Annotated in this window: 19 protein-coding genes; 14 read left to right on the top strand and 5 right to left on the bottom strand. The window is 45.9% G+C overall.

Going from position 1 to position 22,422, the window contains the following annotated elements; genetic code table 11:
• Positions 1-120: 120 nt before the first annotated feature.
• The 4 genes from F995_RS05930 to F995_RS05920 all read right to left on the bottom strand — a co-directional run bounded on the left by F995_RS05930 (position 121) and on the right by F995_RS05920 (position 4,861).
• Complete coding sequence (locus F995_RS05930) at positions 121-1,404, bottom strand: ribonucleotide-diphosphate reductase subunit beta (protein WP_004645882.1); 1,284 nt, start codon at positions 1,402-1,404, stop codon at positions 121-123.
• A 141-nt stretch (positions 1,405-1,545) separates the two neighbouring features.
• Complete coding sequence (locus F995_RS17090; RefSeq protein WP_004645881.1) at positions 1,546-1,674, bottom strand: hypothetical protein; 129 nt, start codon at positions 1,672-1,674, stop codon at positions 1,546-1,548.
• 16 nt (positions 1,675-1,690) lie between these two features.
• Positions 1,691-1,894 (bottom strand): hypothetical protein, encoded by a 204-nt coding sequence (locus tag F995_RS05925; RefSeq protein ID WP_004645880.1) that lies wholly within the window; start codon positions 1,892-1,894, stop codon positions 1,691-1,693.
• A 129-nt stretch (positions 1,895-2,023) separates the two neighbouring features.
• Positions 2,024-4,861, bottom strand: coding sequence for a ribonucleoside-diphosphate reductase subunit alpha (locus F995_RS05920; RefSeq protein WP_004645878.1), 2,838 nt, complete (start codon positions 4,859-4,861; stop codon positions 2,024-2,026).
• Positions 4,862-5,428: 567 nt separating this feature from the next.
• On the opposite strand from F995_RS05920, the gene bfmR reads away from it, so the two are divergent.
• Together bfmR and bfmS are read left to right on the top strand one after the other, a co-directional pair.
• Complete coding sequence (bfmR, locus tag F995_RS05915; RefSeq protein WP_004280782.1) at positions 5,429-6,145, top strand: response regulator transcription factor BfmR; 717 nt, start codon at positions 5,429-5,431, stop codon at positions 6,143-6,145.
• Between the two features lie 42 nt (positions 6,146-6,187).
• The gene (bfmS, locus tag F995_RS05910; protein WP_004645877.1) at positions 6,188-7,858 is read left to right on the top strand and encodes a sensor histidine kinase BfmS; all 1,671 of its coding nucleotides are present in this window, start codon (positions 6,188-6,190) and stop codon (positions 7,856-7,858) included.
• A gap of 66 nt (positions 7,859-7,924) precedes the next feature.
• Here bfmS and F995_RS05905 read toward each other — a convergent pair whose 3' ends face one another.
• Positions 7,925-8,281, bottom strand: coding sequence for a hypothetical protein (locus tag F995_RS05905; RefSeq protein WP_004645876.1), 357 nt, complete (start codon positions 8,279-8,281; stop codon positions 7,925-7,927).
• Between the two features lie 572 nt (positions 8,282-8,853).
• Here F995_RS05905 and ndhC point away from each other — a divergent pair.
• From ndhC to nuoM, 12 genes are all read left to right on the top strand, one after another.
• Positions 8,854-9,399: an NADH-quinone oxidoreductase subunit A gene (ndhC, locus tag F995_RS05900; protein ID WP_004280779.1), complete on the top strand. Its 546-nt coding sequence runs from the start codon at positions 8,854-8,856 to the stop codon at positions 9,397-9,399.
• A 6-nt stretch (positions 9,400-9,405) separates the two neighbouring features.
• A complete protein-coding gene (locus F995_RS05895) occupies positions 9,406-10,086 on the top strand; it encodes a NuoB/complex I 20 kDa subunit family protein (RefSeq protein ID WP_004280778.1) in 681 nt (226 codons plus the stop codon).
• Positions 10,087-10,177: 91 nt separating this feature from the next.
• Positions 10,178-11,965 carry an NADH-quinone oxidoreductase subunit C/D gene (gene nuoC / locus F995_RS05890; protein ID WP_004280776.1) on the top strand — a complete coding sequence of 596 codons (1,788 nt, stop codon included), beginning with the start codon at positions 10,178-10,180 and terminating at the stop codon, positions 11,963-11,965.
• A 14-nt stretch (positions 11,966-11,979) separates the two neighbouring features.
• Positions 11,980-12,489, top strand: a complete 510-nt coding sequence (gene nuoE, locus F995_RS05885; RefSeq protein WP_004280775.1) for an NADH-quinone oxidoreductase subunit NuoE — start codon at positions 11,980-11,982, stop codon at positions 12,487-12,489.
• Complete coding sequence (gene nuoF / locus F995_RS05880) at positions 12,486-13,817, top strand: NADH-quinone oxidoreductase subunit NuoF (RefSeq protein WP_004280774.1); 1,332 nt, start codon at positions 12,486-12,488, stop codon at positions 13,815-13,817. Before nuoE ends, nuoF begins: the two co-directional genes overlap by 4 nt.
• 11 nt (positions 13,818-13,828) lie before the next feature.
• Positions 13,829-16,507 carry an NADH-quinone oxidoreductase subunit NuoG gene (gene nuoG / locus F995_RS05875; RefSeq protein WP_004280773.1) on the top strand — a complete coding sequence of 893 codons (2,679 nt, stop codon included), beginning with the start codon at positions 13,829-13,831 and terminating at the stop codon, positions 16,505-16,507.
• A 3-nt stretch (positions 16,508-16,510) separates the two neighbouring features.
• On the top strand, positions 16,511-17,527 hold the full coding sequence (nuoH, locus tag F995_RS05870) for an NADH-quinone oxidoreductase subunit NuoH (RefSeq protein ID WP_004280772.1): 1,017 nt from the start codon (positions 16,511-16,513) through the stop codon (positions 17,525-17,527).
• Between the two features lie 18 nt (positions 17,528-17,545).
• Entirely contained in the window at positions 17,546-18,088 is a 543-nt protein-coding gene (gene nuoI / locus F995_RS05865) for an NADH-quinone oxidoreductase subunit NuoI (RefSeq protein ID WP_004280771.1), read from the top strand.
• Positions 18,088-18,606, top strand: coding sequence for an NADH-quinone oxidoreductase subunit J (nuoJ, locus tag F995_RS05860; RefSeq protein WP_171054322.1), 519 nt, complete (start codon positions 18,088-18,090; stop codon positions 18,604-18,606). The genes nuoI and nuoJ overlap by 1 nt, the downstream gene beginning before the upstream one ends.
• Positions 18,606-18,914, top strand: coding sequence for an NADH-quinone oxidoreductase subunit NuoK (gene nuoK, locus F995_RS05855; RefSeq protein WP_004280769.1), 309 nt, complete (start codon positions 18,606-18,608; stop codon positions 18,912-18,914). Before nuoJ ends, nuoK begins: the two co-directional genes overlap by 1 nt.
• Positions 18,911-20,806, top strand: coding sequence for an NADH-quinone oxidoreductase subunit L (gene nuoL, locus F995_RS05850; RefSeq protein ID WP_004280768.1), 1,896 nt, complete (start codon positions 18,911-18,913; stop codon positions 20,804-20,806). The genes nuoK and nuoL overlap by 4 nt, the downstream gene beginning before the upstream one ends.
• Before the next feature lies 1 nt (position 20,807).
• The gene (gene nuoM, locus F995_RS05845; RefSeq protein WP_004280767.1) at positions 20,808-22,421 is read left to right on the top strand and encodes an NADH-quinone oxidoreductase subunit M; all 1,614 of its coding nucleotides are present in this window, start codon (positions 20,808-20,810) and stop codon (positions 22,419-22,421) included.
• Position 22,422 lies beyond the last annotated feature (1 nt).

Genomic DNA, 22,422 nt, shown 5'->3' with positions numbered 1-22,422 from the left:
ATTAAGTTTGTAACAATCTCGAAATATGTGTCAAAAATCTCACATTATCTGTCATTCAGCGTCTCGAAATATGTGTCAAAAATCTCACATTATCTGTCATTCAGCGTTTTAAGCTAAACCTTACCAGCTTAACGCACCGCCAGTTTGGTAATCTGTTACGCGCGTCTCGAAGAAATTCTTCTCTTTACGCAAGTCCATCATCTCTGACATCCACTGGAACGGGTTGTTCACACCAGCAAACTGTTCAGGCAAGCCTAACTGCGCCAGACGACGGTTGGCAATAAACTTCAGGTATTCTTCCATCATGCCAGCATTCATGCCGAGTACACCGCGTGGCATAGTGTCACGTGCATATTCGATTTCCAGCATCGTACCTTCAAGAATCATCTGAATGATTTCTTCCTGGAATTCAGTGGTCCATAGACCCGGGTTTTCGATCTTGATCTGGTTGATCATATCGATACCAAAGTTCAGGTGCATTGACTCATCACGCAGAATGTACTGGAACTGCTCTGCAACACCATTCATCTTGTTACGACGGCCCATCGACAGGATCTGGCTGAAACCGCAATAGAAGAAGATACCTTCAAGGACACAGTAGAATGCGATCAGGTTGCGAAGCAGGATCTGGTCATTTTCAGGTGTACCAGTTTTGAAAGTAGGATCACTTAAAGACTGGGTATATTTCAGGCCCCACGCCGCTTTACGTGCAACTGACGGTACTTCGCGGTACATGTTGAAGACTTCGCCTTCATCCATGCCTAGCGACTCGATACAGTACTGGTAAGCATGCGTGTGAATCGCTTCTTCAAACGCCTGACGCAAGATGTACTGACGGCATTCAGGGTTGGTAATGTGACGGTAAATCGCCAATACCAGATTGTTTGCAACCAGTGAATCGGCAGTCGAGAAGAAACCAAGTGAACGCATCACGATGGTACGTTCATCTTCAGTCAAGCCATTTTCAGACTTCCACAACGCAATGTCGTGGTTCATGTTGACTTCTTGCGGCATCCAGTGGTTTGCACATCCGTCCAGATACTTCTGCCAAGCCCATTCGTATTTGAATGGAACAAGCTGGTTCAAGTCTGCACGACAGTTGATCATCGCCTTATCATCAACCTGTACACGTTGCGCACCCATTTCAAGCTCTTCCAGGCCCGGTGCAACATCAAGTTGCTCTAGGGAAGCAGATGCTCTTGCCAGCGAATCGGTTGGATTTGATCCTCGGTTTTGAGTGGCTCTAAGGGGTTGTGCAGCTGCCACATCCGGCGATGCGTTGCCTGCATCAGATACCATCTGTGAATTAGTCGCTTTTTGCGGCTCGACGGGCGCAGGCTGCTGTTCAGGTGCAGCCGGTTTTTGCGAATCATCTTCGAAATCGTCCCAACTTAGGATAGACATATCAATTCTCTCTACGTTGCTTTATATCTTTTATGAGACATTCAGCTTGGCTGAGATGTCTTACTATACGCTTAATTTGTGTAAGCAAAATTAAGTTTTGTCGATGAATGCTCTAGTTTTATACAGGAGCAATGATCCCCACTACTTATTTTGCTTACGCTGCTGGCGAACTTTGAACCAGAAATAAGCAATCGGTAAATAAAAGGTAATACCAAAGGAAATCAGCAATGCCGCAAGTCCTAACATGTAGTTATGAGTCATATGAGGCATGCTGATTTCCTTTAATTTATTTTTTACTCTGCTCAGTGGCGTAAAAGTGATGATGGTTAATGTTATAAGTAACATTCATTGAAGAGTTATTCAGACTGTTAGAGCCTGTGATTTTACTCTGATCAATATTGGTTTGAGAGTTATAAAAATAAAATCCCAAACCTGTTGTACCAAAAATCGCTATGACACATGCACCTAGCATTGATGCTGCTTTCTTCATATGCTTTCTCGTGGAAAACATGCTGAAAATCAGGACATCTAAACCAATACAACTATTCAGATATCTGATTTACAACATGTTGTCATGTTAGTAATCATCATTATCTCAATGTAGCTGTATAAGCCTAAATTATTGGCAAGCCTCACAATCAGGGTTGTCAATTGAACATGCCATTGGCACTGGAGCCGCTTGAGCAAAACCTTCTTCCTCTGCAGGAGCTTCAGGTTTTTGCGCTTCAACCACCGGAGCTGCTGCTACAACAGGAGCCGCAACAGTTGCAGGTTTAACTGCATTCAATGCGCCAGTGTTAATAGTCGATTTCTCAGCAGAAGTCGCACCCAATGCACGAAGGTAATAAGTTGTCTTAAGACCACGTAACCAGGCCATCTTGTAAGTGATGTCCAGTTTCTTACCGTTTGCACCAGCGATGTAAAGGTTCAGAGACTGCGCCTGGTCGATCCATTTTTGACGACGTGATGCAGCATCCACGATCCAGCGAGTTTCAACTTCAAACGCAGTCGCGAAGATCGCTTTAAGCTCTTCAGGAATACGGGAAATCTTCTGAACAGAACCTTCGAAGTGTTTCAGGTCATTGACCATTACCGCATCCCAAAGACCACGTTCTTTCAACGCACGTACCAGGTATGGGTTAATCACGGTGAATTCGCCAGACAGGTTGGATTTCACATACAAGTTCTGGAACGTTGGCTCAATTGATTGAGATACGCCACAGATGTTTGAAATCGTTGCAGTCGGTGCAATCGCCATCACGTTCGAGTTACGCATACCGTCTTTTTGAACTTTGGCACGTAAAGTATCCCAGTCCAGACGTTGAGTGCGGTCTACTTCGAACATGCGTTCAGGACGAGTTTTCGCAACCAGATCAAGCGAGTCGATTGGCAGGATACCTTGATCCCACAATGAACCTTTGAAGGTTTCGTATGTACCACGTTCAACAGCCAAATCGCTAGATGTTGAAATCGCGTAGTACGAAATCACTTCCATCGATTCATCAGCAAACTCAACCGCAGCATCAGAACCATAAGCCAGGTTCATCTCATACAGTGCATCCTGGAAGCCCATGATACCCATACCAACCGGACGGTGTTTCAGGTTCGAGTTGCGCGCTTGCGGAACAGCGTAGTAGTTGATGTCAATCACGTTATCGAGCATACGAACGGCTGTTTTAACTGTGCGTGCCAGTTTTTCGCGATCAAGAACACCGCCTTGAACGTGTTGTACCAGGTTGATTGAACCCAAATTACAAACTGCGATTTCTTCTTTGCTGGTGTTCAGGGTAATTTCTGTACACAGGTTAGACGAGTGCACCACACCAACGTGTTGCTGTGGTGAACGTAAGTTACATACGTCTTTGAATGTGATCCACGGGTGACCTGTTTCAAACAGCATAGACAGCATTTTGCGCCACAAATCTTTTGCACGGATTTTCTTGTGCAACATGTTTGTTTCTTTGGCAATCGCTTCGTAATGTGCATAACGCTCAGCGAATTCAGCACCAGTCAAATCATGCAGATCAGGCGTTTCAGAAGGGGTGAACAAAGTCCATTCTGCATCTTCGAATACACGTTGCATGAACAGGTCAGGAACCCAGTTCGCAGTGTTCATGTCATGGGTACGACGACGGTCATCACCAGTGTTCTTACGCAGTTCAAGGAATTCTTCGATGTCGAGGTGCCAAGTTTCTAAGTATGCACAAACTGCACCTTTACGCTTGCCGCCCTGGTTCACCGCAACAGCTGTATCGTTCGCCACTTTCAGGAACGGAACAACACCTTGCGACTTACCATTTGTACCTTTGATGTATGAGTTCAAAGCACGAACTGGTGTCCAGTCATTACCTAAACCGCCTGCCCATTTAGATAGCATTGCGTTATCACGCATCGCGCCATAAATGTCATACAGGTCATCATCAATCGTAGTCAAGTAGCAGCTAGACAATTGTGGACGTAACGTACCTGAGTTAAACAGGGTAGGCGTCGAAGCCATGTAGTCGAAGCTAGACAATAAGTTATAGAACTCAATCGCGCGCTCTTCACGGTTTTCTTCATTGAGCGACAAGCCCATAGAAACACGCATAAAGAACAATTGCGGAAGTTCGAAACGTACGCCATCTGAATGGATGAAGTAACGGTCAAATAATGTTTGCAGACCTAGGTAAGTAAATTGGTTAGAGCGTTCCGGTTGAATCGCCGCTGCCAGTTTCGCCAAGTCAAAGTTCAATAATTCTGGAGAAAGCAGCTCAAGCTCAATCCCTTTTTTCAGGTAAGTTTCCAGCGCATCGCCTTCAACTGTATCTACAGGTAGGCCCAGGAATTTCAAACCAGTCGCAACCAGGTCATCACGCAATAAACGTGCAGTCACATATGTATAGTTAGGCTCTTGCTCAATACGGGTACGGGTCGCCATCATCATCGTGGTCGAGATGTCCGACTCTTTTACGCCGTTGTACAAGTTTTTCACGGTCTCATCGACAATGGCTTGTACATCAATGCCTTCAAGGCCTTCTGCTGCTTTAGTAACATGCGCAGTTAAAGCACTTAAATCTAGTGGCTTGAGTTTGCCTTCAGCATCGGTAATTTGCAGGGTCGGGTGATGATGTGCACCTAACTGTTTACGTGCTTCAGAACGTTGTTCACGGTAAATGACATAAGAGCGTGCAACTTTCTGTTCGCCCGTACGCATTAGCGCAAGTTCAACTTGGTCTTGAATTTCTTCAATATGAATCGTTCCGCCAGAAGGTAAGCGACGTTTAAAGGTATTTAATACCATTTCCGTCAGTTGCTCGATACGATCATGGATCCGGCTCGAGTCAGCGCTTTGTTGGCCTTCAACCGCCAAAAACGCTTTACCAATTGCGACAGAAATTTTTTCTGCATCAAAAGCGGCAACATCACCGGTGCGTTTAATCACCTGAAGTTGACCAGGAGTTGAAGTGATTACGCTCATGTTAGCATAGCTCCATTGTCATCTATTTTTATGTTTATAGACCGTTTGAACTGGGCAAAATTCGTGCCACAGTGTTTGAGGAATAAACACAAGACCTAGTGGTTTTAAAATTAATTGAACACAAGATACGGGAAAATTTAGGGTAGATCAATATTGACATTTAGCTAAATATTTTTCTTAAGTTGTGCTTTAATCCTTGTAAAAATATCGCTATTTTTATTGATTTTTGTATAAGCCTTATCAGGCAAGGCATAGCATAACAAAGTCAAAAGAAAGTGCTTATAGATAACACTGTGGATAACTAAAAAGTGCTGAATCAAGCAGTCATATTTTGTCCATGTAATAGTTGTGTAAATCGCAAATCAGATCTAAGCCACTGTTTCAAGCATAATTGTCCAAAAAATGCACGATAAAATATTACAAAATGCTATCTTGATGTATCAGTTTGGTGAACGCTATCTTGTTTACAATGTAAACGTGTGTATATTGCAAGCATATTAAAAACGTATCTATTGGATTTCAAAAGGATACGCCTATAGCGTAGATCCACCAAATAAGGGGCAATACATGAGCCAAGAAGAAAAGTTACCCAAGATTTTAATTGTTGAAGATGACGAGCGTCTTGCCCGTTTAACGCAAGAATACCTCATTCGTAACGGACTTGAGGTGGGGGTAGAGCCGGATGGTAACCGTGCCATTCGTCGGATTATTGCCGAGCAGCCAGATATGGTGGTGCTGGATGTGATGTTGCCAGGTGCGGATGGCTTGACCATTTGCCGTGAAGTGCGTCCACATTATCATCAACCGATTTTGATGTTGACTGCGCGTACTGAAGATATGGATCAGGTTTTAGGTCTGGAAATGGGTGCAGATGACTATGTCGCTAAGCCTGTTCAACCGCGTGTATTGCTGGCACGTATTCGTGCATTATTGCGCCGTACTGATAAGGTACCTGAAGATGAAGTGGCACAGCGCATCGAATTTGATGATCTGGTCATCGACAACGGCGGTCGTTCAGTGACCTTAAATGGCGATCTGGTTGATTTTACCAGCGCAGAATATGATCTGTTATGGTTGCTTGCATCGAATGCTGGCCGTATTCTCTCTCGCGAAGATATTTTCGAGCGTTTACGTGGTATCGAATATGATGGTCAAGACCGTTCAATCGATGTACGTATTTCTCGTATCCGTCCAAAAATCGGTGACGATCCAGAAAATCCGAAGCGTATTAAAACAGTACGTAGTAAAGGTTATCTTTTTGTTAAAGAGACCAATGGTCTTTAAGCAAATGTGGTTTGTTGCTTGAACAAGCAGGATAAATTATAGGTGTTTAAACACAGTATATTTTTGCGTATATACGCAGGACTCGTCATCCTTGTCGTCTTGGTGGCGGTGTTCGGCTATCTGTTGGTACAGATTATCAACTATCAGCGTGCGCAAGAATATCGCGAATCCCTGACTGATGGTATGGCATATATCATCAGTGAAGGGGTTGCACGCCAGCCAAATCTCCAGCAAAAAATGGATTGGGTTTCTGATGCCTCCGATTTGCTGGAATTGCCCATTCACTATGTAGAAGCCAGCAAGGTCGACATTACCCGTGCTGAAGGACGCCGTATTGCCGAACGTAAGGCGGTGGTGCGTTGGGACGCCGAATCAGGTATTGCCTATATTGTGGTTGGGCTGCGCGATGACCCGGGTCATTACCTTTATATTAAGGCCGACAGCATTACTGAGCGCCAGATGAAGGCCTTACCAGTCTTTATCCTGGACTATCTGGTCTACTATCCAGGTCAGGAAAAAGAATATCTGGCTCGTATTCAGGATTATTTTTCTTATCCGGTTTCTATCGAAAATGTCCAGAATTTACCTTTAGATTCCGAGCAGATCGGGCGCTTGCGTCTTGATCACAGTATTATCCTGTATCGGGATAGTGCCTCAATCCGTGGCACCACCATTTCAATTATTTCGCCAATTCCAGGTTCGACCTCACAAGTCTTGGTGATGGGACCGGTGCCATTGTTTAACTGGATGCCATTCCAGTTAGCGACTGGTATTACCTTATTGAGCCTGTTTGTGCTGAGTCTGGGGGTGTGTGGTTTGCTGGTGCCAATGCAGCGCAAGTTGCGTGAAGTCAGCTATGCCTTAAACAAAATGAAAACCGGTAATATGTCATTGCGTCTTCCTGTAGAAGGAAGTGACGAAATGGCAACGCTGGCCTCTAGCTTTAACAATATGTCTGATCATATTCAGCGCCTGATTGAAGCCCAACGTGAATTGATGCGTGCGGTGTCGCATGAACTTCGTACACCAGTGGCGCGGATTCGTTTTGGTGTGGAAATGATGGCAGATGAAGATGATTACGATTATCGTCTGCAACAGGTCGAACAGATTGATAAAGATATTGAGGCGCTGAATACCCTGATTGACGAGATCATGACCTATGCCAAGCTAGAACAGGGCATGCCTTCGATCGAGTTTGAAAAGGTCAATCTGTTTGAAGTGCTGAATCAGGTAGCTCTGGAAACTGAAGCATTAAAAACCCAGAAAATCATTGAGCTACATTCAATGCCTGATGTGGTGGTTGAGGCAGAACACCGTTATCTGCATCGCGTAATTCAGAATCTGGTCGGCAATGCGGTGCGTTATTGCGACAATAAGGTGCTGATCAGTGGTGGTCTGGATCAGGATGGTCAGGCCTATGTCTCTGTTGAAGATGATGGCCCGGGAATTCCGGAAGTGGATCGTGCCCGGGTCTTTGAAGCCTTTGCCCGGCTGGATGACAGCCGCACCCGTGCTTCGGGTGGTTATGGTTTGGGTTTATCCATTGTCAGCCGGATTGCGTACTGGTTTGGTGGTACGATTCAGGTGGATCAAAGTCCGACGCTGGGTGGCGCGCGTTTTACCATGACCTGGCCGGCACAGCGTTATGTCAAGAAGAGTAAGCGCAAGATGCTAGAAAAAAAGCCTGAGGAAGCGAGTGATCATTTAGCTTGATATTGTATAAATGATTTTAGTCATAAAAAACGATGCATCGGCATCGTTTTTTATTAGGAGCGATTTTTATTCCTGAATGGTCGCATCAGGTTCAATGAGTGATTTACCCTCTTTTAAGCTTTGTAGCGCTTCAGAGTTAAAGTCGATCACCAGTTTGGTATTTTTCGCATCGACGTTATAACGCTGAATCAGTTTTTGGTCGCCTGATAACGTTTCGACTTTATATTCGTCAGCGATATTCATAATGCCATCCAGATTGATGCTGGAAGAAGCATGGTCCTCTTGAAAAAGTGCATGGATGTCACGTAAGTCAAAAGCCGCCTGGCTTATGTTGGGGTTTTTCTGGATGTAATTTTCTATATGTCGAACCAGTAATTGAGCAAATAAAAAATAATTAGGTCGATGGGAGAAGCGTAGAGACATGCAAGGACTCCTTATTGTTACTTTATTAATGTCATGATGTGGTTTAGAAATAGAAATAACATATTCTGAATCAGCCTGTTGAGCATGTTGCAAAAAGACACAATTGCCAATCCAAGATTACCAAGTAGCTGCAGGGGGTAAAGCAACAGTTAAATATAAAAAATCACATTAAATATCAAGTTAAATCAATTGGTTTGAAAGAAAAAATAGTTGTTAAAATAATTTTTTATTCGATTTAACTTGGATTCAATAGTGAAAAAGACTATATCTAAATGGGTAGGCGAGAAAAGCAGCTCATCGATCAGCCTATTTTCTGGAAGTGCTCTTTATAGAAAAATTAATAGATAATTAAAATTTAATTTGGGAAAACGATTAAAACGAATTCTGAATGATTAAAGTCAAATTAAATGCTGAAATGTCTAAAAAATCATCCCAAAGACTAAGGCTTATAAACTAGCAAGTGAAATCCAAAATCAGGTACAATTGGCGGGATTAATTTTGTGTTTGGTGTATTTGAAGGCCAATACATACATTCTTTGTTAACAAATAGGCCTGCCAGGAGTTATCCCCGCATGAGTGCTATTACTCCATACGAATGGGCAATTATTGCCTTCGTGATCGGCGTTACATTTTTATGCGTCTTTATGCTGACTGTCCCATTACTCCTCGGGGGTAAATCATGGGGCCGTGCCAAGCAGGAGCAGTTTGAGTCAGGTGTAGTTAGCGCAGGTGGAGCTCGTATCCGCTTGTCTGCAAAGTTCTATTTAGTTGCAATTTTCTTTGTGGTGTTTGATTTAGAAGCACTTTATCTATATGCATGGGCAGTTTCTGTTCGTGAGGTAGGTTGGATTGGTTTTGCAACTGCAGCTATCTTTATCATAGTTTTACTTGTTGGTTTGATTTACGAATTATCGACAGGCGCACTCAATTGGGCACCTTCAGACAGACGTAAGGCAGCAGGAATTAAAGCTAAGATTGGTTCGCCAAATATGGATCTTGCAGAAATTACGCGCTTCAACTCGATTGAAGAATTGGTGATGGATCCAACGGGTCAAATCCCGGCTCAATCATCTGGTTTTGTGAAAAAGTCACAAACTCAATTATCTGATAAGGAGTAAGACGGGATGAAATATACATTAACCCGTGCGAATCCGAATGCTGACCAATATCCACTTCAGGAACGTATTGTTGTAGAAGATCCGTTGCTAGAAGAAGAAGTGAATAAAAATGTATTCATGACTCGCTTAGAGGATGTGGTACATACAGCAGTCAACTGGGGTCGTAAAAACTCAGTTTGGCCATTTAACTTTGGTACATCTTGCTGCTACGTAGAATATGCAACGACCTTGACCGGCGTGCATGACTTGTCACGTTTTGGTGCCGAGGTTATCCGTGCTTCACCGCGTCAGGCGGACTTAATGATTGTAGCGGGTACTTGCTTCGTAAAAATGGCGCCAGTAATTCAGCGTCTGTACGAACAGATGCTTGAACCAAAATGGGTCATTTCAATGGGTGCATGTGCCAACTCAGGTGGTATGTACGATATTTATTCAGTCGTACAAGGTGTGGATAAAATCATCCCGGTCGATGTGTATATTCCAGGTTGCCCACCACGTCCTGAAGCTTTGATTCAGGCATTAATGCTGTTGCAAGACCAGATTCAACTAGAGCGTCGTCCGCTTTCTGCGGTGATCGGTGATGATCTTAAGCCAGTGTATAAGCCAAAGATGATGCCGGAACGTGACCGTAAGAAAGACCAGCGTGTTGCTGTGAAGAACTTACGCTCTATGGATGAAATTAAATAATTTAAACGACAGGTTGTTTTGTTGTGCACCCGCTATGGGTGTAATTGTCGTTTAGGTTGACTGAATTTGTATTAAATAGGAAGCCAAGCCAATGGCTGAAACTGACATTGCTATGCCAGAATCAACGTCTGTTGATTCACGCCCAGCATTTGCCATCATTGAAGAACTCAAAACCAAATTTGGTGAGAACTTCTTTGTGCAAACGACTTTCGAGGATTTCCCGACAGTCTGGGTTGAGCGCGCACGTGTACAAGAAGTTTTAATGTTCTTGCGTACAGTGTCACGTCCTTACGTGATGTTGTTCGACTTGTCAGCGGTAGATGAGCGTCTACGTACGCACCGCGACGGTTTACCTGCGTCTGACTTCACAGTGTTCTATCACTTGTTGTCGCTCGAGCGTAATACTGACATTCGTATTAAAGTTGCTTTAGCTGAAAGCGATTTGAATCTTCCAACAGCAACCAATATTTGGCCAAATGCCAACTGGTACGAACGTGAAGCTTACGATATGTTCGGGATCAATTTCGAAGGGCATCCAATGCTCCGTCGTATCTTGTTGCCAACCTATTGGGAAGGTCATCCGCTACGTAAAGAATATTCTGCACGTGCGACTGAATATACGCCATATTTGCAAGATAAAGCCAAACAGGACTACGAACAGGAACATCTTCGCTTCGTCCCTGAAGATTGGGGTATGAAGCGCGGCAATGCCGATGAAGACTTCATGTTCCTGAACTTGGGTCCGAACCATCCATCTGCGCACGGTGCGTTCCGTGTGATCTTGCAGCTGGACGGTGAAGAAGTGAAAGACTGTGTGCCTGATATCGGTTATCACCACCGCGGTGTGGAAAAGATGGCTGAACGTCAAACCTGGCATTCATTCATTCCGTATACAGACCGTGTCGACTACCTCGGTGGTTGTGCGCAAAACATGCCTTACGTGCTTGGCGTAGAGCAAATGGCGGGTATTACTGTACCTGACCGTGCGCAATGTATCCGCGTGATGATGTCTGAACTGTTCCGTATCAATAACCACTTGCTGTTCATTGGTACTGCGATTCAGGATGCCGGCGGTATGACGCCAGTCTTCTACATGTTCGCCGATCGTCAGAAAATCTATGACGCGATTGAGGCGATCACCGGTTACCGTATGCACCCGGCATGGTTCCGTATCGGTGGTACTGCACACGACCTTCCAAACAACTGGCAGCATCTGATCCGTGAAATCCTGGACTGGATGCCGAAACGTTTGAAGGAATACCATACTGCAGCGCTGAAAAACTCGGTGTTTGTGGGTCGTACCCGTAATGTTGCGCAATACGATGCAAAATCTGCATTGGCTTGGGGTGTAACAGGTACAGGTTTACGTGCTACAGGTATCGACTTTGACGTACGTAAATACCGCCCATATAGCGGTTATGAAAATTACGACTTCGAAGTACCGGTTGAGTATGAAGGCGATGCCTATGCACGCGTCATCGTTCACTACCGTGAAATCGAAGAATCACTGAAAATTATCAAACAATGTTTAGATAATATGCCGTCTGGTGCGTACAAAGCAGACCATCCATTGGCTGTTCCACCACCAAAAGACAAAACATTACAAGATATTGAAACCTTGATTACGCACTTCCTGAGCGTATCTTGGGGTCCTGTAATGCCGGCGGGTGAAGCATCTGTGATGGCAGAAGTGGTGAAAGGCGCGTCGAATTACTACTTGACTTCAGACAAGTCAACCATGAGTTACCGTACCCGTATCCGTACACCAACCTTCACGCATTTACAGCAAATGCCTTCTGTGATTAACGGCAGCCTTATGTCTGACTTAATCATTTATTTAGCGACCATTGACGTCGTAATGGCTGACGTGGATCGCTAAGGGGTAAACGCATTATGATGATTTTGACTGATAAAAAGCCACGTGTGAATGTTGAAGGAATTTTGACTGCGGACGAAATTCACGATATCGAACATCACATGGGGCACTACCCATACCCACGTGCAGCGTGTCTAGATGCGCTGAAGTGTGTACAACGCCGTAATGGCTGGGTAGATGATGCGCAAATGAATGCCATCGCACAAATGCTGAGCATGAGCGTTGCAGACCTTGAAGGTGTGGCAACGTTCTATAACCGTATTTACCGTCAGCCGGTCGGTCGTCACGTAATTTTATTATGTGATTCGATTGCGTGTTTCCTGATGGGTGCGGAAACTTTGGCAGAAGCATTCCAGCGCGAATTAGGCATCCAGTTTGGTCAAACGACTGCAGATGGTCGTTTTACTTTGCTGCCAATTTGCTGTCTGGGCAACTGTGACAAAGGTCCAACCTTAATGATTGATGAAGACACGCACGGTCTGGTTGAAGTGACTTCGGTGAAACAGCTGTTGGAGAAGTATGTATGAATACTGAACCAAAACCAATTTATGGCGACGGTAACCCGGAAACGCATCCATTAACATGGCGTTTAAGCAAACAAGCCAACGTACGTAATGCAGATGATTACGAAGCGCTGGAAGGTTATGCAGGCTTTAAAAAAGCACTGACCATGTCGCCTAAAGATGTATTGGAAGTGGTTAAGGCAGCGACTGTAAAAGGTCGTGGTGGTGCAGGCTTCCCGGCAGGTATCAAATGGTCTTTGATGGCGCCAAACGACAACTCAGGTCCACGTTACCTGATTTGTAATGCCGATGAGATGGAACCAGGTACCTTTAAAGACCGTTTGTTGATGGAAGATCTTCCGCATCAATTGATCGAAGGCATGCTGATTGCAGGCTATACGCTTGAAGCAACACACGGTTATATCTTTATCCGTGGCGAGTACATTGAAGCTGCTCAGTACTTAAATGAAGCACTTGAGCAAGTTCGTGCCAAAGGTTACTTAGGGGATAACATCCTTGGTACAGGCTGGAACTTCGAGTTACACGTGCATACCGGTGCGGGTCGTTATATCTGCGGTGAAGAAACTGCATTGATTAACTCGCTAGAAGGTCGCCGTGCCAACCCGCGCACTAAACCGCCATTCCCGCAAGTTGCAGGTGCTTGGGGTCGTCCTACGATTGTCAACAACGTAGAGACCTACAACAACTTACCAGCCATCATGCTGCGTGGTCCTGAATGGTATATCAACTTGTCTGCGGGTAAGTCGAAAGATCCAGGCACCAAGATTTATGGTGCATCAGGTAAGGTAAAATTCCCGGGTCTATGGGAGCTTCCATTTGGTACGACAGCACGTGAAGTGATTGAAGACCATGCGGGTGGTATGCGTGACGGCTTAAAACTGAAAGCATGGTTACCGGGTGGTGCATCGACTGACTTCCTGGCTGCCGAGCATATTGATCTTCCTATGGATGCGGAAAGCATCATGAAAGCAGGTTCGCGTTTAGGGACTTGTTTGTTGATGGTGGTAGATGAAACCCAATGTATGGTTTCAGCGACACGTAACCTCGAAGAATTCTTTGCACGCGAATCATGTGGTTTCTGTACGCCTTGCCGTGATGGCTTACCTTGGGCTGTGAAAGCGCTGAAAGCACTGGAAGATGGCACAGGTAAGAAAGAAGATATCGATCACTTACAAGAACTGACTCGTAAGCTTTGGATTGGTAAAACTTTCTGTGCCCACGCACCGGGTGCAATGGAGCCGCTTATGGGCGCACTCAAATATTTCCGTGGCGAATTTGAAGCGAAGGTTGTGAATGCCGCCGCTCAAACCAGCAACGTAGAACAAGCTTAAGGAATTCGACTATGGCTACAATTCATGTCGATGGCAAATCGTATGAAGTCAACGGCTCGGAAAACTTGCTACAAGCATGTTTGAGTCTTGGCATTGATATCCCATACTTTTGTTGGCATCCATCCTTAGGTTCTGTCGGTTCTTGCCGTCAATGTGCCGTGACCCAGTACGCGAATCCAGAAGATACGCGTGGCCGTTTGGTCATGTCATGTATGACGCCAGCATCTGACAATACCTACATCTCGATTGAAGACAAAGAAGCCAAAGATTTCCGTGCTTCGATTGTTGAATTCTTGATGACCAACCATCCGCACGACTGTCCAGTCTGTGAAGAAGGGGGTCACTGTCATTTACAAGATATGACTGTAATGACGCAGCATGACCGTCGTCGCTACCGTTTCACGAAGCGTACCCATTACAACCAGGAGCTTGGCTCATTCATTTCTCACGAAATGAACCGTTGTATCGCGTGTTACCGTTGTGTGCGTTATTACAAAGACTACGCAGGTGGTACGGACTTCGGCGTGTATGCCAATGCATCACGTGTGTACTTCGGTCGTCCTGAATCAGGTACTTTAGAGTCTGAATTCTCGGGCAACCTGACTGAAGTATGTCCAACAGGTGTATTCACCGACAAAACTCATTCGGCTCGCTACAACCGTAAATGGGACATGCAGTATGCGCCAAGCGTATGCCAAGGCTGTTCTTCAGGTTGTAACATCTCTCCGGGTGAGCGTTATGGCGAACTTCGCCGCGTAGAAAACCGTTATAACGGTGAAGTCAACCAGTACTTCCTATGCGACAAAGGCCGTTTCGGTACAGGTTATGTGAACCGTGAGGACCGTCCGCGTCAACCACAATTCCGTCAAGGTGCAACTGTTGAAACTGTTTCAGTGGATGCAGCACTAGACACGGTCATTGCAAATATCCAGGGCAAAAAAGTATTGGGTATTGGTTCACCGCGTGCATCACTTGAATCAAACTTCGCACTTCGTGAGTTGGTGGGTCAAGAGAACTTCTCAACAGGTCTATCTCAAAAAGAAAAGAATCTGGTTGAGTTGGCAGCTTCTATCATGCAAACCGAGGGTGTTTACAACCCGAACATGCGTGAAATTGAAAGCTACGATGCTGTGTTAATTTTGGGTGAAGACCTCACACAAACTGCGCCACGTATGGCTTTATCTGTTCGCCAGGCTGCGAAAAATAAAGGCAAAGAGATGGCGGCAGAGCGCCGTACGCAAGAATGGTTAGCTGAGCCGGTACAACGTATTGCCCAAGATGCAAAATCTCCGATTTACATCCTGGCTGCGACACAAACCCGTTTGTCTGATGTTGCTGAAGGCGAAGTGGTTGCTTCTCCAAACGACATCGCGCGTTTAGGTTTTGCAGTTGCTGCAGCAGTTGCGGGTGAAACGATTCTTGGTTTAGATGACGATGCCAAAGCATTTGCACAAACCATTGCGGACACTTTAAAAGCTGCGAAGAAACCACTGATTATCTCGGGTACAAGCTTGCAAGATCCTGCCATCATGGAAGCTGCTGCACAAGTTGCACAGAATCTGGGTAATGCAGGTCTGACCTTGACGGTTCCTGAAGTGAACTCGATGGGTATGGCAATCTTGGGTGGTCAAAGCCTAGAGCAAGCATTTGCACAAGATTACGATACTGTGATTGTGGTTGAAAACGACCTTTACCGTCGTCTTCCTGCTGCACAGGTTGATGCTGCACTTGCAGGTAAAGATGTGATCGTACTGGATCATTCTGAAACTGAAACAGTGAAAAAAGCCGACATCGTACTTTCTGCCGCAAGCTTTGCGGAAGGTGATGGTACGGTTGTATCGCAAGAAGGCCGTGCACAACGTTTCTACCAAGTGTATGACCCAAGCTACTACAATCCTGAATTGGCGATCAAAGAATCTTGGCGCTGGTTACACGCTCTGGAAACAGGCGTAAAAGGCAAAGCGATTTCTTGGACTTTACTGGATGACGTAATCGAGTCAGTGGCGAAGAACGTTCCTGCGCTTGAAGGCATCCTGGATGTCGCACCTGATGCGGGCTTCCGTGTTCATGGCTTGAAAGTGGCACGTGAACCACGTCGTTACTCAGGTCGTACTTCAATGCGTTCGCCATTGTCTGTACATGAGCCGAAACAGCCTACAGATCAAGACTCTGCATTAACGTTCTCGATGGAAGGTTATGTCGGAGACCAGACCCCATCTCCACTGGTTCCATTTGCATGGTCTGCAGGCTGGAACTCGCCACAAGCCTGGAACAAGTTCCAGGAAACTGTGGGTGGTTCACTGAAAGGTGGTGATTCAGGCGTTCGTTTATTCGACCGTTTGGCAAAACGTCCGGCACGTACATTCGTTGCACCGGCACCTGTTCTGGTCAATGCTGAAAGCTTCCGTCTGGTACCAATGCACCATATCTTTGGTTCAGGTGAATTCACGGTAAAAACACCAGCGATGGAAACACGTATTCCTGAAGCGGTATTTGCAGTGGGTGAGCAGGATGCAGCGCGCCTGAATGTTCAAGATGGTCAGACAATCACGGTGAAAGCAGGTGAGACGTCAATCGTTCTTCCAGTTCAAGTGATTGAATATTTACCGACAGGTTATATTGGCTACCCAATCGGTCTGGTACCGACGGTATCTCTTGCAGAGCCTGTTTCAGTCGCGGTAGGAGTGTAATTCATGGAACAAGAATTAATCCGTCAAACGCCGCTGTGGGCTGAAAACTGGCCAATTGCCTATTCAGTCATTCAAGCGATTGTGATCTTGCTGGTTGTAGTACTGATCGCTGCGTTGATGTCTTTTATTGAACGTCGTTTACTCGGCTTGTGGCAAGACCGCTACGGTCCGAACCGTGTTGGTCCGGGCGGTATGTTCCAGATTGTTGCCGACATGCTGAAAATCATGTTCAAGGAAGACTGGACACCTAAGTTTGCTGACAAATTGACGTTCCGTATGGCGCCTGCAGTTGCGATGGCAACTGCAGTGCTGTCGTTCATGGTTATTCCTGTATCACCTTATTTAGGTGTAGCAGACATGAACATCGGCCTGTTGTTCTTTATGGCAATGGCCGGTATTGCAGTTTATGCAGTCCTGTTCGGTGGCTGGTCATCAAACAACAAATATGCCTTACTGGGCGGTTTACGTTCTGCGGCTCAGACCATTTCTTATGAAGTGTTCTTGGGTATCTCATTGATGGGTGTGGTGGCAATTGCCGGTTCATTCAACATGCGTGAAATCGTTGAAGCGCAAAAAGATGTATGGTTTGTGATTCCTCAGTTCCTTGGCTTCCTGATCTTTGTGGTTGCGGGTGTTGCGGTAACGCATCGTCACCCATTTGACCAACCAGAAGCAGAACAAGAATTGGCAGAAGGTTACCATGTCGAATACGGCGGTATGAAGTGGGGGATGTTCTTCGTTGCGGAATACGTCAACGTGGTACTGATCTCTGCATTGATCGTGACTTTATTCTTCGGTGGCTGGCTTGCGCCATTCAACCTTGATATTCCGTTCCTTCCAGCAGCATTCTGGTTCATTATCAAAACAGCATTCTTTGTAATGATGTTTGTACTGGCGCGTGGTTCATTAATGCGTCCACGTTATGACCAGGTGATGAACTTTGGTTGGAAAATTTGCTTGCCATTGGCGTTGGTTAACCTTTTGGTAACTGGTGCTGTGATTCTGATGAATCAGGCCTAAGACAGCAGGGAGAACAAAATGTTTAAATTTCTAGCTGGATTCGGGTCAATCGTTCGTTCGTTGTGGATGGTGTTCAGCCACGCAACACGTAAACGTGACACCATTTTATATCCGGAAGTGCCGGCCGAAGAAATCGTGCCACCACGCTTCCGTGGTCGTATCGTATTGACACGCGACCCTGATGGCGAAGAACGCTGTGTGGCATGTAACCTGTGTGCGGTTGCCTGTCCGGTAGGCTGTATTTCACTACAAAAAGCAGAACGTGAAGATGGTCGCTGGTATCCGGAATTTTTCCGTATCAACTTCTCACGCTGTATTTTCTGCGGTATGTGTGAAGAAGCGTGTCCAACCACTGCGATTCAGATGACCCCGGACTTCGAGCTTGGCGAATATGTTCGTCAGGACTTGGTCTATGAAAAAGAACACCTGCTGATTTCTGGTCCCGGTAAATATCCTGACTATAACTTCTACCGTGTAACCGGTATGGCAGTTGCAGGCAAGGACAAAGGTCAAGCACAGCGTGAAAGTGCACCTGTTGATGTACGGAGTCTATTACCATGATGTGGCCATTTTATTTAATGGCCCTCGTGGCCATTGTCTCTACGGTTCGCGTGGTGACTAACGCGAATCCGGTACATGCTTTATTAAGCCTGATCGTGTCATTGCTTGCAGTCGCAGGCATGTTCCTGATCGTCGGTGCGCCATTCGCTGGTGCGCTGGAAGTGATCGTTTATGCGGGCGCGATCATGGTGTTGTTCGTGTTCGTGGTGATGATGCTGAACCTGGGTGAGCAGACCGTTGAACAAGAACGCAAATGGTTGACCTCATCGGCTTGGGCTTATCCGGCGTTGATGAGCTTCCTGATCGGTTTGGTGCTGGTATGGGTATTAAACTCTGATTACACACAAGCTTCACTGGTAATGGGTACAGAAATGGTGGGCCCGAAAGCAGTGGGTCAAGCACTCTTTACGCAATACTTGTTGTTGGTTGAAGTTGCCGCGATGTTATTGCTTGCTGCCTTGGTAGCTGCATTCCATTTGGGTAAACGTGAACCAGATGCAGAAGAGGAAAAAGAATAATGGGCAACATCCCTTTAGAGCATGGTTTGATCGTTGCATCTATTCTCTTTGCACTGGGTTTTTACGGTGTAATGGTGCGACGCAACCTACTATTTATTTTAATGAGCCTTGAAATCATGATGAACGCTGCTGCTTTAGCGTTCGTCCTGGCGGGCAGTGCATGGGCACAGCCAGATGGTCAGATCATGTTTATCCTGATCCTGACGCTTGCTGCGGCAGAGGCTTGTATTGGTCTTGCGATCGTCCTTCAGTTCTATCATCGCTTCCATCACCTGGATGTGGATGCTGCTAGTGAGATGCGCGGATGAGTTATTTATATCTAACAATTTTATTTCCGCTCATTGGTTTTGTCCTGTTGGCGGCGGGGCGTAACAAGCTTCCGGAATCTGTTGCAGCGATCATTGGTGTGGGTGCAGTCGGTTTATCTGCACTGTTCGCACTGATTGCGGGTATGGACTTTGTTAACAATGGTTCAACTGCAGTAGTACAACACCTTTGGACCTGGTTCAGTGTTGGTGGTTTTGCTCCGGGCATCAGCTTGCAACTGGATGGTTTATCTTTACTGATGCTGGGCATGGTGACAGGTGTGGGTTTCTTGATTCACATCTTTGCATCATGGTACATGCGTGGTGAAGAAGACTTCGCACGTTTCTTCTCTTACTTCAACCTGTTCGTTGCTAGCATGTTGTTGCTGGTATTGGGCGATAACCTGGCGTTGTTATTCCTAGGTTGGGAAGGCGTAGGTCTGTGTTCATACCTGTTGATCGGTTATTACTACCAGAACCCTGCAAATGGTCTGGCGGCAATCAAGGCATTTACCGTGACCCGTATCGGTGATGTATTCTTGCTGATTGCCATGTTCCTGATCTTCCAGCAATTCGGTACCTTGAACATTCAGTACATCGTTGAAAATGCAGCGACTGTAATGACACAAAGTTCATCTCTGACCATCTGGACAGCATTGTTATTGTTCTTGGGTGCGGCGGGTAAATCTGCACAGATCCCGTTACAAACATGGTTAGCCGATGCGATGGCAGGTCCGACACCTGTTTCTGCATTGATCCATGCTGCAACGATGGTAACAGCGGGTGTTTACCTGTGCTGCCGTCTGTTCGCAGTCTTTGAACTTGCGCCAGAAGTGATGGTATTTATTTCGATCACAGGTGCGGTGACCTTACTGGTTGCTGGTTTTGCTGCACTGGTTCAAACCGATATCAAACGTATTCTGGCTTACTCAACCATGAGTCAGCTGGGTTATATGTTTATGGCGGTGGGTGCTGAAGCGTATCAGGCTGGTCTGTTCCATATGCTAACTCACGCATTCTTCAAGGCACTCTTGTTCTTGTCGTCAGGTGCGGTGATTCTGGCTTACCATCACGAACAAAACATCTTCAAGATGGGTGGTCTGTTCTACAAGAACAAATTCCTGTTTGCATGTTTCGCGATTGGTGGCGGTGCATTGGCAGCGATTCCATTCCTGACCATTGGTTTCTTCTCAAAAGATGCGATTCTTGCTGCAGTCTGGACGCAAAGTCATATTGCTGGTTTACCGGTATATAACACGCTGTACTGGGTGGGTGTTGCAGGTGCATTCTTAACGTCTATTTATACATTCCGCTTAATCTGGGTTGTATTCTTCGGCAAAGAAAACACGCCTTATCATGAAATCAAAGGTGCAACTTACTGGGCGCCACTGGCGATTCTTGCTGTACTTTCAACAGGTCTGGCGATCGTTCTGAAAGCACCAGTGATGAGTATTCTGGATGCTGCACAAATTCCAGCCTTCATTATTCCTGAAGCGCTTGAAGCGGGTGCACATGGTGCTGAATACATCGCAATCGCTGTTGCGTTAACAGGTCTTGCAGTGGGTGTTGTGTTGTTCGCTTTTGCTTACAATGCAGTCAAACGTTTTGCAGCCACTTCTGTGGGTGCTGGCTTGGTCAATATCTGCCGTAATGCATTAGGTTTCGATACGCTGTATGACATCATTTTCGTGAAGCCATATTTAATGTTCGCGAAGATCTTTGGTCGTGATCCAATTGATGGCCTATGGCTGGTACTTCCTGCACTTGTTAAAGGTGGTCACAGCTTTACAAGTTCACGTCAAACCGGTTCACTGCGTGAATATGCATCTAGTATGGGGCTCGGTGTCGTTGTCCTACTGATGATCTTGATCGTGATTCAGGTCGTGGGGAAATAAAATGGAAGCTCCAAACAATATTATTTTGCCGGCTCTGATCCTCATTCCGTTCATTGCAGGTTTCATATGCTGGTTGGTCGATAAACTCGACCAACACTTGCCGCGTTATATCGCGCTGATCGGTATGCTGGTGACCTTGGTCTTGACCATCGTCCTTTGGCAGACTGGTACTTATAACTATGAATTAGGCGGTGCTACACCTTCGTGGGCTGCCGAATTCAAATTGCCTTGGATTCAAACCCTCGGCATTAACATTCACCTTGCAGTGGATGGTTTATCACTTCTTATGGTTGGCTTGACTGCACTCCTGGGTGTGCTGGCAGTAGGCTGTTCATGGGGCGAGATTCAAAAGAACGTTGGTTTCTTCCACTTGAACCTTTTATGGTCGTTGGGTGGTGTCATCGGTGTCTTCCTTGCGATTGACCTGTTCCTGTTCTTCTTCTTCTGGGAGATGATGCTGGTACCGATCTACTTCCTGATTGCCCTTTGGGGTCATAAAGGGGCAGAAGGCAAGTCACGTGTTTATGCAGCTAACAAGTTCTTCATTTACACGCAGGTTGCCGGTTTGGTGATGCTGATTGGTATCCTTGGTCTGGTGACTGTGGGCTATACCATGACTGGCGAAATCCGTTTCGACTACAACTATCTATTAGGTGTGGCGAATACGCTTGATGCTCAGGCGCCAGCGGTGGCTTATGCATTCATGATCTGTTTATTCATCGGTTTTGCGGTAAAACTTCCAGTTTTCCCATTACACGGCTGGTTACCAGATGCACATGCACAAGCACCAACAGCGGGCTCTGTCGATCTTGCAGGTATCTTGATTAAGACTGCAGCGTACGGTTTATTACGTTTCGTGATTCCGTTCTTCCCGGCAGCGTCTGCACAGTTTGCAGACTTCGCAATCATTCTTGGTTTAATCGGTATTTTCTACGGTGCTTGGTGTGCTTTCCAACAAACCGACATGAAACGCCTGTTGGCTTATACCTCTATTTCACACATGGGCTTCGTTTTACTTGCGATCTACGCAGGTAACATCCTGACCTTCCAAGGTCTGATGATCATGATGTTGGCACATGGTATTTCATCTGCTGCGCTGTTCATTATGTGTGGTCAGGTATATGAGCGTGTGCATACGCGTGATATGCGTTTGATGGGCGGTATGCGTGGTCAGTTCCCGTATCTTGCATTCTTCCTGATGTTCTTCGTTGCGGCGTTGGTGGGTATTCCAGGTCTAGGTAACTTCATTGGTGAGTTCCTGATCCTGATGGGTGCTTATGCGAAATTCCCGGCGTTTACCATTCTTGCGGCAATCAGCTTGGTATTTGCGGGTCTATACGGTTTGATCCTGATTCACAAAGCCTTGTTTGGTGTACCAAATGAAGCGCAACAGCAGCACTATACAAATCCGTTAAAAGATCTAAATGCACGTGAAATCGCATTATTGTTGATCTGTGCGTTTGGTCTACTTTGGCTTGGTCTATATCCACAAAGCTTCCTTGACGTTTCTAACTCAAGTATGGCGTGGTTAGCGAATAGCTACATTCCAGTTCAAGAAGTGGTTGAAGTTGCTGATCAAGTAACGACTCAACTTGAAAATGTGGAGATCCAATAAG

Source organism: Acinetobacter sp. CIP A162, assembly GCF_000367905.1.
Classification (GTDB): domain Bacteria; phylum Pseudomonadota; class Gammaproteobacteria; order Pseudomonadales; family Moraxellaceae; genus Acinetobacter; species Acinetobacter lwoffii.
This window is presented reverse-complemented; position numbering and strand designations above follow the sequence as displayed.

Coding starts and splice junctions, on each gene's coding strand:
- F995_RS05925 (WP_004645880.1), bottom strand. CDS start 1,894: ATGAAGAAAGCAGCATCAATGCTAGGTGCATGTGTCATAGCGATTTTT.
- bfmR (WP_004280782.1), top strand. CDS start 5,429: ATGAGCCAAGAAGAAAAGTTACCCAAGATTTTAATTGTTGAAGATGAC.
- F995_RS05920 (WP_004645878.1), bottom strand. CDS start 4,861: ATGAGCGTAATCACTTCAACTCCTGGTCAACTTCAGGTGATTAAACGC.
- nuoG (WP_004280773.1), top strand. CDS start 13,829: ATGGCTACAATTCATGTCGATGGCAAATCGTATGAAGTCAACGGCTCG.
- nuoI (WP_004280771.1), top strand. CDS start 17,546: ATGTTTAAATTTCTAGCTGGATTCGGGTCAATCGTTCGTTCGTTGTGG.
- F995_RS05895 (WP_004280778.1), top strand. CDS start 9,406: ATGAAATATACATTAACCCGTGCGAATCCGAATGCTGACCAATATCCA.
- nuoM (WP_004280767.1), top strand. CDS start 20,808: ATGGAAGCTCCAAACAATATTATTTTGCCGGCTCTGATCCTCATTCCG.
- nuoK (WP_004280769.1), top strand. CDS start 18,606: ATGGGCAACATCCCTTTAGAGCATGGTTTGATCGTTGCATCTATTCTC.
- nuoC (WP_004280776.1), top strand. CDS start 10,178: ATGGCTGAAACTGACATTGCTATGCCAGAATCAACGTCTGTTGATTCA.
- nuoF (WP_004280774.1), top strand. CDS start 12,486: ATGAATACTGAACCAAAACCAATTTATGGCGACGGTAACCCGGAAACG.
- ndhC (WP_004280779.1), top strand. CDS start 8,854: ATGAGTGCTATTACTCCATACGAATGGGCAATTATTGCCTTCGTGATC.
- F995_RS05930 (WP_004645882.1), bottom strand. CDS start 1,404: ATGTCTATCCTAAGTTGGGACGATTTCGAAGATGATTCGCAAAAACCG.
- nuoL (WP_004280768.1), top strand. CDS start 18,911: ATGAGTTATTTATATCTAACAATTTTATTTCCGCTCATTGGTTTTGTC.
- F995_RS17090 (WP_004645881.1), bottom strand. CDS start 1,674: ATGCCTCATATGACTCATAACTACATGTTAGGACTTGCGGCATTGCTG.
- nuoJ (WP_171054322.1), top strand. CDS start 18,088: ATGTGGCCATTTTATTTAATGGCCCTCGTGGCCATTGTCTCTACGGTT.
- nuoH (WP_004280772.1), top strand. CDS start 16,511: ATGGAACAAGAATTAATCCGTCAAACGCCGCTGTGGGCTGAAAACTGG.
- F995_RS05905 (WP_004645876.1), bottom strand. CDS start 8,281: ATGTCTCTACGCTTCTCCCATCGACCTAATTATTTTTTATTTGCTCAA.
- nuoE (WP_004280775.1), top strand. CDS start 11,980: ATGATGATTTTGACTGATAAAAAGCCACGTGTGAATGTTGAAGGAATT.